This window comes from Paenibacillus sp. D2_2, assembly GCF_031199965.1.
Taxonomy (GTDB): domain Bacteria; phylum Bacillota; class Bacilli; order Paenibacillales; family Paenibacillaceae; genus Fontibacillus.
In genome coordinates this window covers 4,892,460-4,905,497 of the sequence record NZ_CP133605.1, presented here as the reverse complement: position 1 = coordinate 4,905,497, position 13,038 = coordinate 4,892,460, and the positions used below count along the sequence as shown (strand labels likewise).

At 43.6% G+C, this 13,038-nt stretch carries 13 protein-coding genes and 2 pseudogenes; 13 read left to right on the top strand and 2 right to left on the bottom strand.

The window, feature by feature from the left end; translation table 11 throughout:
- Window positions 1–62: 62 nt before the first annotated feature.
- The 4 genes from RE628_RS25185 (at window position 63) to RE628_RS25170 (ending at window position 2,840) form a co-directional block, all read left to right on the top strand.
- The gene (locus tag RE628_RS25185; protein ID WP_309155951.1) at window positions 63–1,031 is read left to right on the top strand and encodes a carbohydrate ABC transporter permease; all 969 of its coding nucleotides are present in this window, start codon (window positions 63–65) and stop codon (window positions 1,029–1,031) included.
- Between the two features lie 4 nt (window positions 1,032–1,035).
- Window positions 1,036–1,890: a carbohydrate ABC transporter permease gene (locus RE628_RS25180; protein ID WP_309155950.1), complete on the top strand. Its 855-nt coding sequence runs from the start codon at window positions 1,036–1,038 to the stop codon at window positions 1,888–1,890.
- A 236-nt stretch (window positions 1,891–2,126) separates the two neighbouring features.
- Entirely contained in the window at window positions 2,127–2,651 is a 525-nt protein-coding gene (locus RE628_RS25175) for a class I SAM-dependent methyltransferase (protein WP_309155949.1), read from the top strand.
- A gap of 27 nt (window positions 2,652–2,678) precedes the next feature.
- Complete coding sequence (locus RE628_RS25170; protein ID WP_309155948.1) at window positions 2,679–2,840, top strand: hypothetical protein; 162 nt, start codon at window positions 2,679–2,681, stop codon at window positions 2,838–2,840.
- A gap of 252 nt (window positions 2,841–3,092) precedes the next feature.
- Here the strand turns inward: RE628_RS25170 and RE628_RS29870 are convergent, their stop codons facing one another.
- The gene (locus RE628_RS29870) at window positions 3,093–3,509 is read right to left on the bottom strand and encodes a DUF1796 family putative cysteine peptidase (protein WP_375143008.1); all 417 of its coding nucleotides are present in this window, start codon (window positions 3,507–3,509) and stop codon (window positions 3,093–3,095) included.
- A 195-nt stretch (window positions 3,510–3,704) separates the two neighbouring features.
- Between RE628_RS29870 and RE628_RS25165 the strand changes: the two genes are divergently transcribed.
- The 9 genes and pseudogenes from RE628_RS25165 (at window position 3,705) to RE628_RS25125 (ending at window position 11,567) form a co-directional block, all read left to right on the top strand.
- Complete coding sequence (locus tag RE628_RS25165) at window positions 3,705–4,067, top strand: hypothetical protein (RefSeq protein ID WP_309155947.1); 363 nt, start codon at window positions 3,705–3,707, stop codon at window positions 4,065–4,067.
- Between the two features lie 608 nt (window positions 4,068–4,675).
- A pseudogene (locus RE628_RS25160) lies at window positions 4,676–6,249 on the top strand (Vga family ABC-F type ribosomal protection protein).
- A 91-nt stretch (window positions 6,250–6,340) separates the two neighbouring features.
- Window positions 6,341–6,682, top strand: coding sequence for a YxeA family protein (locus RE628_RS25155; protein WP_309155946.1), 342 nt, complete (start codon window positions 6,341–6,343; stop codon window positions 6,680–6,682).
- A 147-nt stretch (window positions 6,683–6,829) separates the two neighbouring features.
- The gene (locus RE628_RS25150) at window positions 6,830–7,522 is read left to right on the top strand and encodes a response regulator transcription factor (RefSeq protein WP_309155944.1); all 693 of its coding nucleotides are present in this window, start codon (window positions 6,830–6,832) and stop codon (window positions 7,520–7,522) included.
- Window positions 7,519–8,274 carry a sensor histidine kinase gene (locus tag RE628_RS25145; protein ID WP_309155943.1) on the top strand — a complete coding sequence of 252 codons (756 nt, stop codon included), beginning with the start codon at window positions 7,519–7,521 and terminating at the stop codon, window positions 8,272–8,274. Before RE628_RS25150 ends, RE628_RS25145 begins: the two co-directional genes overlap by 4 nt.
- 47 nt (window positions 8,275–8,321) lie before the next feature.
- Window positions 8,322–8,501 (top strand): ATP-binding protein, encoded by a 180-nt coding sequence (locus RE628_RS25140; RefSeq protein WP_309155941.1) that lies wholly within the window; start codon window positions 8,322–8,324, stop codon window positions 8,499–8,501.
- A gap of 410 nt (window positions 8,502–8,911) precedes the next feature.
- Window positions 8,912–9,674: pseudogene (locus tag RE628_RS25135) on the top strand (ABC transporter ATP-binding protein).
- A complete protein-coding gene (locus RE628_RS25130; RefSeq protein ID WP_309155939.1) occupies window positions 9,661–10,260 on the top strand; it encodes an FtsX-like permease family protein in 600 nt (199 codons plus the stop codon). Before RE628_RS25135 ends, RE628_RS25130 begins: the two are co-directional and overlap by 14 nt.
- A 35-nt stretch (window positions 10,261–10,295) precedes the next feature.
- Window positions 10,296–11,567: an ABC transporter permease family protein gene (locus RE628_RS25125; RefSeq protein WP_309155938.1), complete on the top strand. Its 1,272-nt coding sequence runs from the start codon at window positions 10,296–10,298 to the stop codon at window positions 11,565–11,567.
- Window positions 11,568–11,682: 115 nt separating this feature from the next.
- Here the strand turns inward: RE628_RS25125 and RE628_RS25120 are convergent, their stop codons facing one another.
- The gene (locus RE628_RS25120) at window positions 11,683–12,987 is read right to left on the bottom strand and encodes a Gfo/Idh/MocA family oxidoreductase (RefSeq protein WP_309155937.1); all 1,305 of its coding nucleotides are present in this window, start codon (window positions 12,985–12,987) and stop codon (window positions 11,683–11,685) included.
- Window positions 12,988–13,038: the final 51 nt, after the last annotated feature.

Genomic DNA, 13,038 nt, shown 5'->3' with positions numbered 1-13,038 from the left:
GAAGGAATTGGAGGGGCGGGGGAGTTCCCGCCCCTTTCCATATCAACTAGTGAGGTGAGGGCATGCGTCGCAAAAATGTCAACTATTCGAGATTTGGCTATTTTTTTACGTTTCCGTTTGTAGTTGCATTTCTGATTTTCTCGCTATATCCAATTTTATACACCGCAATCATTGGATTCACCGATATGAAGGGATTAATACCAAAACCAATCCACATTATGGATAACCCTTTTCAAAATTTCAAAGATCTCCTCTTTGATAATCCCTTGTTCATTACGTCTCTGAAAAACACGGCACTGCTCTGGATTGTTAACTTCGTTCCTCAGATCGGTCTTGCGCTATTGCTTACTGCATGGTTCACGAACCGGCGCCTTAACATAAAGGGACAAGGAGCGTTCAAGGTTCTGCTCTATATGCCTAATATTATCACTGCGAGTACGATCGCCGTACTCTTTAGTTCTCTGTTCGCATATCCGATGGGTCCCATAAATAGTTTGTTTCATGCACTAGGATGGTCCGACGCTCCAATCTACTTCCTCCAGAGTAAGGCGACAGCGCGTGGCATTGTGTCGTTCATTCAGTTCTGGATGTGGTACGGCAACACCATGATCATCCTTATTGCAGGCGTAATGGGTATAAGTCCTACTCTATTTGAGTCAGCAGCGATCGACGGCGCAAGCGGAGTTCAAACCTTCTTCCGCATTACGCTGCCGAGTCTGCGTACGATATTGCTATTCACCCTGATTACATCGATGGTCGGCGGTCTGACAATGTTTGATATTCCGCAATTGTTCCTTAATGGCGGACCAGACAGCTCCACGACTACCGCAACCATGTTTATCTATGGGCAAGCATTCAAGGGCAGCTACATGTATAACCGTGCTGCTGCGGCGAGTATGATGCTGTTCGTGATCGCAGCGATATTGTCTGGACTTGTGTTCTATTTAATGCGCGATCGTGATGCGGCTAAATTGAAAAAAGCGGAAAAGATATACAGAAAGTCTGCTCAAGCAGTTGAGAGGGAGGTGTAAACACATGGAAGAGACTCAAAGAAGCGGAACCGTTGGCCTGAAGGTAAGCAAACTGATTATCTATATTGTCTGTATCCTATTGGCGATTCTCAGCATCTTTCCGTTTTGGATCATGTTTGTAAACGCCACACGCTCATCTGTTGAAATCCAAAGGGGGCTTTCGCTGCTTCCTTCTACCCACCTTATGGATAACTGGCATGTGTTGATCAACAAGAGCTTCGATCCAATTCAAGGATTCTTGAACTCATTCATTATTTCTGGTTCAGCGACAATCCTGACGGTTTACTTCTCGTCCTTGGCGGCCTATGGACTCGTGACCTATAACTGGAAACTCCGTAATGCGTTCTTTACCTTTATCCTGTGCGTAATGATGATTCCTTCTCAAGCAAGCGCAATTGGATTCTATCAGTTCATGTATAAGCTGCACTGGACGAACAACTTCCTTCCATTGATTTTACCCGCGATTGCGGCGCCGGCAGTGGTGTTCTTCATGCGCCAATATCTGCTGGCAACGTTGTCGCTAGAAATCGTGGAAGCAGCGCGTGTAGACGGATCTGGCGAATTCAAAACGTTCAACCGAATCATTTTCCCGTTGATGATTCCGGCAGTGGCGACACAGGCTATATTTGCCTTTGTAGGTAACTGGAACAACCTGTTTATGCCGCTGATTCTGTTGACACAGAAGGAAAAATATACAATGCCGATCATGGTGAGCTTGCTGAAAGGCGACATTTACAAGACAGAGTTTGGCTCGATCTACCTAGGTCTGGCTTTGACGGCATTACCACTGTTCATTGTCTACTTCCTGTTATCCCGCTATATCATCGCAGGTGTAGCACTGGGAGGCGTCAAAGAATAACCACGTCATAGAGGTAATATGCAAATACAAGTCTTATAGAGTCAAGTAAATCCTTGGATTATTTCCTGGCATTTACTTGACTTTTTTTTGTGTTCCTACTATATAACATACCACCAATCAGATTGGGCAAAATGGAGAACTTCTTCGGTTCAGGACACGCATTTTATAAACTTTATTACATACTGTGAAATACCCCTAGGAAGAGGGGGGCATAACATTTGAAAAGGAGAGTTAAAGTGAATTATCTCGAGATATTAGAGAAGTTAGGGGTATCAGGGGCCCATCCTGGAGGGGTTAAAGCAACTAAAAAATGGGTCGAGTCACTTGGAATATCCCTTGGTGCTAAAATTTTGGAAGTCGGATGTGGAACTGGTGAGAGTGCTTGTTATCTTGCCACAAAAGGTTATAGCGTCAGCGCCCTTGACAATAGCTCCCGAATGTTGCAAATAGCAGAAAGAAAGGCTCAAGAGAAGGGAGTGACCGTTGATTGGGTATCGGGGAGCGCGGAATCAATCCCTTTCCCTTCAAATTTTTTTGATATTGTTTTTGGGGAATCTGTCACGATTTTCACTGATGCTCCGAAAACTCTACATGAATATTTCAGGGTGTTGAAACCAAATGGTATGCTTATCGATAATGAAATGACAGCCACCAACGATCTTTCATTTGAAGAAGCAGGTAAAATAACGGACTTCATGAATTTAGACAGGCTTTACAAAGTAAATGATTTTTCAATTTTATTGCAAAAGGCCGGCTTTTAAGTTAAGCATCCCATTGAAACAAGGAAAATGAGAGATCTTATCGGAGATGTGGAGGAACAACAAGTAGAAGATTCTTCGTTGTACTTTGACTACGAAATATCTAAAGGAATAGAGACCTATATGAAATTGATGGTAGATAACTTTGACTGCTTAGGAAGCAGTTTATTTATTGCAGAGAAGAAGGAGTAATCGGGATTCCCAATACGATACGTATCATTGACAGCAATTGGGTCAAGTTAAATCATGTCATAATTTTAAACCCATTCATAATGAGATCCCAATGATGGTTTGAACCTCTCCAATCCCTACCGGATGGAATTGTGACAGAAGAAACGCGTTGCAATCCCCAATCTTCATAAATGACACCCTTTCCCCGCTGATTATGGAGATTAACTATGAGCATCCTGAAATCTCTGTGTGAAATGTTATATAAAGCTTGTTCTAGGAGCCGCGCCTCCGAGCTTGAAGTATGTGTGCGCACGAAACAAACGGGCAGGCTCTTATCTTTTGTAAAAATCGGGATTTTCTGCGATCAACTTGCTCTTTAAACTGGGGGTAGAGTTGGTTGGGATTATGAGGAACGGGAAAATCATGATACGAATCTACTTGGTATGATGTATCACGTAAAACATAATGATTATCGACTATGTTTATAAGACGCAAATTGTTTAATTCCATAAATCCATTGAACCCAGTGTTGAGAAGATGGCAAAGTTTCGGTGAAGAAGAGGTAATGAACCAATCAAGTGGACCACTAAATCTGCGCAGTCCCAATCTATTTAATTGATGTGCAGTCTGGCACATTGCTCCAAGGCTGATAAAGGCATAGTAAGTTCCTCTGTTCTGATTCCAATCCAAAGACCTTCACCTCAAATCCATATAATTGAGCGAGACATAGCATTTCGCCTATTCTTTTTCTATTGTATGGGTATTTGAAAAATTAGCCTGTTCAAATGCCTAGATGATATTTTTTTACTACTCCCGAAAATAACGGCGAATATCCAGACCATTTTATTGATTCGTTCATACGTTGTACGAAAAGGAGGTGTAGTAATGCAATTGCTCGCGCAGTATCCAGTTTCCGCCGATATTTGTGAGAATTATAAAGGCCGTCCGATCATGGCCATGTTACTTAACGGAGAAATGGTATGTGGAGTCATTGATCGGATTCATGATGGTCATCTTTACATGAGGCCTGTCAACAACGTACCTGATGCAACCATTACAAGCCTGAAAAAAACAATGAAAAAATCAAAAGAGTTGGAAAAGATTCGTACTAAAGCATTTAATGGATACGCTGGAACACCTTATAATGCTGGATATGGTCACGGAAACTATGGATGGGGTGCTGGTGGGTGGTGGATACTTCCGCTCTTCGTTCTGACCGCTCTTATAGCATTTCCTTTCTTCTGGTAAAGGGTTATGATCACACGGCCTGTAATTTATGTCCTATATGGATAAGATAGCAGGCTTTTTTAGTACGTCCAATTATTTAATGTCATGAAGTATAAGCTAAGTATTTGAGAAATATTGACATCCGCCACTTTTTACAATAATCTTAATAAAAAGAACGAAAGGGTGACCCAACTGAAATGAAGTACTAATCCTATTTGTTGAAGAGAACAATTGACGGTAATTTTTTAAGCAGTTTCACACTGCTTAATTCGTGATGCCATCAATTGTTAATTCTCAGAATAGGATTGGATTTCTATAGTTGGACCTGAAGGAGCATTCTTATAAGAGTCTCTTTTGGTGTACGCCTATATATAAATGCCTCCTATTCTGTATGGACATAGGAGGCATTTTTTGTCTCCTGCACGAAATTGAAAGTAGGTGTTCAAAAAGTCCGGTTTTCAGCATCGAGAAGGTTGGATGAAGCAGAGAATGAGGAGCGGAGCGTACGTTTTTTGTACGTGAGCACCGGAAGGACCTGCTGAATTCAAGATTCGATCTCGAATTTGCTTCCTGATTCACTTCGTGATCAAAAGCGGACTTCTTGAACTACCTCTAAAGGAGATGTTCATATGTTCTTATTGGAAGCACAACATATCAAATATTACGTACAGGACCGTTTATTGCTGGATATAGACCAGTTGCAAGTTTATAAAGATGCCCGGATCGGTTTGGTGGGCCGTAATGGCTGCGGAAGACAACGCTACTGCAAATTTTAGCGAATAAGATTGTTCCCGAAGAAGGGCACGTTGTTAGGCATGTTCAAAGTGAGCTGTTGCCTCAACTCAAACGGACCGATACAACCAAAAGCGGCGGTGAGATTACACAGGAATACATTCAGCAGGCACTGGTCAGAGATCCGATGCTGTTGTTTGCGGATGAGCCGACGACGAACCTGGATACACAGCACATTGAGTGGATCGAGAAGAAGCTGCGGGAGTGGCAAGGGGCATTTATTGTGGTCTCCCATGACCGTGCATTCCTGGATGCGCTCTGTACTACGATCTGGGAAATCCATGAAGGCAAAATGAAGGAATATGTAGGGAACTATAGTGATTACCTCAAGCAGAAGGAATTAGAGCACGATCAGCAGCAAGCGGCCTATGATAAGTATGAGAAGAAGAAGGCACAGATGGAAGAAGCCTTGAGGCTGAAAGAGAGAAAGGCTGAAAGAGCAACCAAGACGCCTAAGAAGGTAAGTAATTCAGAAGCTCGGATTACAGGAGCCAAGCCTTACTTTGCCAAAAAACAAAAGAAACTACAACAGACAGCCTCCGCGATAGAAACAAGATTGGAGAAGCTTGAAAAGGTTGAGAAAGTACGGGAGATTCCGCCCCTCAAGATGAATTTACCGAATGTAGATACATTTATGAATCGGATCATTATTCGTGTAGAGGATGTAGCTGGTCGAATCGGCGATCGAAAATTGTGGTGCCGGGCAAGCTTTCAAATCCGGGGCGGCGACAAACTAGCGATCACAGGCCCAAATGGCAGTGGGAAGACGACGCTGGTGAAGAAGATCATTGCTCAAGAGGTAGGAGTGACCATTTCTCCGTCGTTAAAGGCAGGTTATTTCAGCCAAAATTTGAACATTCTTGATTTGGAGAAATCGATTCTGGAGAATGTAAAATCGTCATCAAAGCAGACGGAGACGGTGATACGAACGGTGCTCGCCAGAATGCACTTTTTTAGAGAAGACGTCTATAAGCCTGTCTCTGTGCTAAGTGGTGGGGAACGGGTGAAGGTGGCGCTAACCAAGTTGTTTCTGAGCGATATCAACACGTTGATTCTGGATGAACCGACGAATTTTCTGGATATGGAAGCCGTAGAAGCGCTGGAGTCTCTTCTGAGGGAGTATGAAGGCAGCGTCATCTTCGTCTCACATGATCGCCGCTTTATTGATCATGTGGCTACGCGGGTTCTGACGATTCGTGATCAGAAGATTGAACTGTTCGAAGGAACGTATCAGCAGATGAAGCAGGCTCCACCTAAGAGCAACCATGACGAGGAGAAAGACCGATACCTCTTACTTGAGACGAAAATTTCAGAGGTGCTGAGCCGTCTAAGTATCGAGCCATCCCAAGAATTAGAGATGGAGTTCCAGCAGTTGCTTAAAGAAAAGAGAGAAATGAACACCCCCACCTAACATTACACGAATGTAATTGAACTGAAATGAAACTCGATTCCTTACTGCTATTGCTCTGTTATAAAGTTAAAGGCAGAAGGAGGAGAGAGATATGAAAGGGATAAAACTTCTGGTAGCTATATTTAGCTGTGTATCTGTGTTGATGTTATTTGGTTGTAGTAATGAAAATAAGGTGATGTTCGAAGAGGATTATTATGTACAGATTGGCGATAAGGTAGAACAATCCACTCAAAATGATGAACAATATATCTACAATGTGACAGGTTACGATAAGGATGGGAAAGAGAAAGTCGTGTCCTTCTTTTCAGAGAAAATGTATGACAAAGGAACGCTGATTCGTATTCCCCGTAGCCTTGAGGGATATACCGGTGAACCTACGGTGATTGGTGCGGATGAACTCCCTGTGAAAGTAAAGGAGAAGCTCGGCCTGTAATAAAACTAGGTTTATGATTTTGTTGCTTGGCCTGTATGGAGTTTGTGTGTTTTACTCTATACAGGCTTTTTATTTGTTCGAAAATATGTAGATAATAGTAAGAAAGACAGATTATTTATGATGTGAATAATAAACTAGGTGATGAATTTGTATCGAATATTGCTTGTGGAAGATGATCAATCGCTAGCGGAATTACTGGCTGATCATTTGCAGAAATATGATTATGATTGTAAGGTTTGCTCCGACTTCAATGATATATCCGGGGAAGTTGAGCAACTCGATCCGCAGCTGATTCTGCTGGATATTAATTTACCGAAATATGACGGTTTCTATTGGTGCCGGAAAATTAGGCAACTCTCGACCTGTCCAATCATCATTATCTCTGCACGTGGCAGTGAGATGGAGCAAATCTATGGAATAGAGAATGGGGCGGATGATTATATAACCAAGCCTTTCTCGCTTGATGTGGTGGTCGCTAAGGTGAACGGGCAGATTCGTAGAACCTACGGGGATTATGCTGCCAATCAAGCAGAGCGGACTGTCGTTCGCGGAGAGTTGAAGTTGTATCTTGAGAGTATGACCCTGGAATACCAAGAACAGCAAGTAACATTGACCAAGAAGGAAGCGATGCTGGCCAGTATGCTACTGGAGAATGCTCCGAAGGTGCTGAGTCGGGAGACGTTGCTCTCCAAGCTGTGGGATGATGAGAGCTTCGTAGAGGAGAATACACTTAATGTGAACATCGCCAGACTTCGCAAAAAGCTGCAGGATGTCGGAGCGGATGCCGGAATTGAGGCCGTGCGCGGCGTGGGATACCGCTTTGTAGAGGAAATGGTATGAAGTTGTTTATCAAGGACCATTTGTCCATCGTAGTTCTTTATTTAGTTACATTCTTCGGTTTATTCCTTGTGTATGATTGGTTGGACGGATTTGAGGTCGGTGGAAAGGGGTATTTTGTCTTTGTAAGCTTGGTTCTTCTGTCATTGTTTCTTCTTTACCGGTATTTTACGCATCGGAAGGTGTATGGGCAGTTATCCTCCAGACTGGCCAAGCCGGAGGATATGCTTATTCAGAATCCACATTCGAGCTTGGAGGAAGCCTATGCTCAGAGTATGCGTGCCAATTTGCAGCTATATCATTCTCAGATGAACCAGTTGAAGAATCGACAGCAAGAGTATCAGACGATGCTGAATCACTGGGTACATCAGATTAAGACCCCGGTATCAGTCATTAGTATGCTTACGCAGATGAATGAAGGTAATGAGGATTTCGCTAAGGTTCAAGCATCCGTCAATAAGATCAATTACAATTTATCGCAGATCCTGACCTATCTTCGCACAGAGGATTTTGCCGCAGACCTTAGAATTGAGAAGGTGCCGTTAAGAGAAGCTGTATCCGAAGTGATCAACGATTTGAAGGATTTCTTCATCTCCAGCTCCGTCTATCCGAGCGTCTCGATCGAAGGTGATTTGTCAGTCTATACAGATCGAAAATGGTTGAAAATCATGCTGTACCAGGTTATGAATAATGCCATTAAGTACAGTGATCAAGGTAAGAGAGTCCAAGTTATAGCGAAAATAGTGGGGATGTAGTCGTACTTAGCATAACGAATGAAGGGGCTGGCATCGAGCCGGGCGATTTGAACCGGGTATTCGATTTGTTCTTTACCGGTGAAAATGGACGAAGGTTCGGCGAGTCCACAGGAATGGGGCTGTACCTTGTGAGGAAAATGGCTGATATGCTGCATCATGAATATAAGCTGGAGTCGGTTGTCGACGGGGCTACGACATTTTATATATTTTTTGAAAATCATGATTAAGGTCATGATTTTTTTATATTACAAACATGTAAGGGAACTGCAATGAAGGTGAATTGTTGGCTGGTCGTATATCACTTATGATGAAGAGGCTTCAAAGAGCAGAAGCTATAGCTGTGGAACTAATGATTGTACGAATGCAGGCAGCCGGGTGAAATGTTCTTCCGATCGCTGTTGTTCACAGATTTCTTGATTTAATAGAATCTAACAATGTAGAAATCCGTTCACAAAGGCGAACGAAGCATATGCTTCCGAAGCAGCTTTCTTACAGAAAGCTTTTAGCTTCTCCAGAATCATTTCACCAAGGTTCGATATTAAAAGTTTTTCTTTTTTTGAATATCGAACCCTCTTGCCTATTCCCTATCCTTTTTTAGTTCAACATCAAGTATACGACAATGAAGTAAGGAGAATTTATAAATATGAAAATATTACAAGTGCATCAGCTTGAGAAAACATATGTCGGTAAAGTTAACTATACAGCTCTGAACGACGTTTCCTTTGATCTGGAGCAAGGGGATTTCACGGCGATTATGGGTCCTTCCGGAAGCGGAAAGACTACACTTCTGAATTGCATCTCTACGATTGATATCCCCAGCGGTGGAGAGATTACCGTGAATGGACAGCAACCACACTCCATGAATGATGGAGATCTGGCCAAATTTAGACGAAATGAGCTTGGCTTTGTGTTCCAGGATTTTAACCTGGTGCATACCCTGACGGTCCGAGAATATTCTACTACCGCTTACCTTGGACAGCGTTCCTATACCTGAGATGGAACGGCGCTTGGAGCAAGCAACCACGTTGCTGGGGATCGAGTCTTTGCTGCCGAAGCGCACGTTCGAGATTTCCGGGGGCCAGGCGCAACGGGTAGCCGTTGCCAGAGCGATTATCCATCAGCCTTCACTACTGCTTGCGGACGAGCCTACGGGGAATTTGGATACAAAATCGGTGAAAGATGTGATGGGGTTGTTCAAGTCTATTAACCAGACGCTTCAGACAACCATTCTTATGGTCACCCACGATCCTTATGTGGCGAGCTTCTGTAACCGCGTTATTTTCATTAAGGACGGCAAGCTATATAACGAGATCCATCGTGGTAACCATCAGGGGGATTTCTATCAGAATATTATGGACACCTTGACTTTCCTTGGAGGTGGGCGAAGTGACATTCAATAACATTGTTCTGAACAATATTTTACGGGATAAATGGACGTATATTGCTTATTTCCTAAGCAGTGTATTTTCGATATTCATCTTTTTCTCGTTCTCGGTATCGATGTTCCATCCGGATCTGTCGATCATTGCGAATGGTTCGGCCCTTTCTATGGCCATGATGGCGGGATCGGTGTTGGTGTATCTGTTTTCATTCGTATTTATATCCTATTCAGTAATGTCATTCATGAAGATAAGGCAAAAGACGCTCGGACTATTCGTCATCATGGGGGCGTCGAAGCGGCAGATTAAAAAGATGATCTTCCGAGAAAATATGATCATCGGCATTGCGGCAATCATTGCGGCTCTTGCGCTCGGGCTGATATTTGCGCCATTATTTCTGATGGTGACACGGAAGGTCATGCAAGTCGAAGGATTCGCGATGTATTTTCCAATCAAGGCCATGATCTTGACCTTAGTGATGTTTTTTATTCTGTTCTTACTCGTCTCCTTCTTCTCCCGTTGTTCATTCGAAAGCAAAGAATCATCCAATTGCTTAAGTCGGATAAGAAAATGGAGACAGAGGCTCGCTTTTCTCCGGTCATTCTAGCTCTCGCGTTGATCGCTGTGGGGGGAACCCTGGCTATGATGACGCTTTGGTATAATACATCGTTTGTTCGTCAAATCTCGGACAACGGTTTTGGTGTACTTTCTTTGTTCATCGTCTTTGTGATCGGATTGTATTTCTTATATTTACAGCTATCCTTATTCGTGTTGAAGCTTGTTCAAAAGCAGAAGCGCTATTTTCAGAAGACGAACATGCTTACCATATCCGGGATGAAGTCGCAATTGCGTAGTAACGTGAAGATGATGTATCTAGTCTCGCTGTTACTTATGGGGACGTTCTTCTCCATTGTGGGATTGTATAGTGCGAATGCGAATGTAGAGCAGAATACGAAGGCCAATTACCCGTATGACTACATGTATGTATCTCATTCAGATAACCAGCACGAATCAGAGCATGTGGGGCTGCTGCAGCAAAGCTTGCAAGATCAGGTTGGCTACGCCTCCTATAAATATGATGTTCTCTACAATGATGAGCACGGAAGACAGGCCATCATCTCACTAAGCAATTACAATACAGCGATTCAAGGGCTTGGTGGAGAAGCCATTTCCTTGGATAAGGATGAGGTTTACGTGATTAGTGGCCAGCCTAAGGAGAAGATGGACCAGAGTATTCCTGACTTTATTCAAACGATCTTTCAACAAGCAAAAATGACACCTCGGGTCGTAGGGGGAAGCAACCAGAACATTATGCCTGCCGGTTACTTTAATCGTCTCATGGTTGTATCTAATCGGGACTATGTAGGGATCGAGCGAATACAAGGCTTGAACCCGATTCATGTGTTTGCTTATAACGTCGATAACTGGAAAGAGGACGTGGCAACGACAAGGGCTTTAACAGATAGAATAGGGTTCAGTGAACATGGGGAATTTGGACTCTTTAGCGCAGGGGATCTGTTCTCTGTGGAGAAGAACTCAAAGAATTTAATGTTCTATGTAGGGTTCATGCTTAGCCTTATATTTATGATCGCAGCTCTCAGCATGATCTATTTCCGGTTAATTACGGATTTGGACAAGGAGCGCGAGAAATACAAGGGTATTATGAAGATTGGGCTATCTAAGAAGGAGCTGTCGTCGATTGTATCAGGGCAACTCGCCGTGTTAATATTTGTGCCTTTTATTGTGGCAAGCTTACTCTTTTTTATTGGTGTGGCATTCCTGAGTGAAGTTATCGGCGGTTCGCTAAGTAGTGTTACAGCAGCCAGCTTTATCATCTTCCTAGTTATTCAATGCGTGGGTTACCTGGCAGTGAACAACAGATATAGAAGAGCGTTGTTTAAGAGGCTAGTGTAAAAATGGCGCCTGGACAAGGTCAACTCTTCTCCTGCATAGAGTCCCAAACAGCAGCAGCCTCTTGGTGATTCCAGGAGGCTGCTTCCGTTCTATGTTGGTAGCTAAGTTAAAGGCTTTACTTCAAGCTATCGGCAGGGAACCGGATCAGGTCGTCGACCTTGACAGGTTGACCGGTGCGGATCGAGCGGTTGGCTGCGATACCAGTCATGATTGACATTGCTCCGTCGATATGAGAAGCAGCACGATTGAAGCGATCCTCTTGCTTCTTATCGAAGATGTCGCGTAGCATCACGGGGTCGCCGCCGCCATGGCCACCTACGCCTTGCTCGATCTCGACACGGTAGGGTGCTGCAAAGTGAGGGTATATCATAATGTTCATGCCCTGTAGTGCACCTTCATCCGCCTTATCGCCGCCAGAATTGACGTAGGACTGCTCGGTAATCCGTACTTCCATCCGCCCCTTTGTACCGTTAAATACGATGATGAAGCCTTCCCAAGGCATATAAGCGTTCAGTGAATAGTTCATCACCGTTTTGTTCTTATATTTAACCATCACGCTCATCGTATCTTCAATGCTGATATTGTCCCCAAACACGCTCTGGTCTCGTTGGTAGCCGTCCTCATGCTCAGCATCGAGATACATGCTCTTCAAGTGTTCATTCTGGTCAAGATGGAGTGCGAACGGATCATTCTTCGCTACTTCGCTTCCATAAGCGCGTTGATAAAATTCAGTAACACCACGCTTTTCCGCATTTTCCTTACCATAGAAACGCAGATCGCCCATGGCGAATACCGTGTCCGGTCTGGAATCCAACCAGAAATTCATCAGATCGAAATGGTGTGTAGACTTATGTACGAGTAGTCCGCCGCTGTTTCGTTTGTCACGATGCCATCTGCGGAAATAGTCAGCACCATGCTGGGTATTGAGCAACCATTCGAAATTGACCGATAGAATTTCGCCGATCGTTCCATCCATGATCACTTCACGGATCTTCGTGTTATGTGGCGCATAGCGGTAGTTAAACGTAACGCGCAAGTTCCGGCCGGTGCGTTCGATTGCTTCGAAGATCTCCTGGCATTTTTCCTCGTCCACAGTCATTGGCTTCTCGGAGATAACGTCACAGCCAAGCTCCATCGCACGAACGATATATTTATGATGAGTACGATCAATCGAGCATACGATCACGAAATCCGGCTTCGTCACCTCGATCATCTGATCAAATTTATCTGCTTTATAAGTCGGGACCTCATGATAATGGTATTTCTCTTGTAATAGTTTATTCGCATAATTCATTCTGGTCTGATTGAGATCGCAAATCGCTACCAGCTCTGAAGTTTCTTTGAAAGTAGTAACCAGCTCACTATAGAAAAACTCTGCCCGACCTCCGGTACCTACGATGACGTACTTCTTCTTGGACAAGATGATCACTCCATTTACATTGGTATAAATCTATTTTATAGTATATGAAAT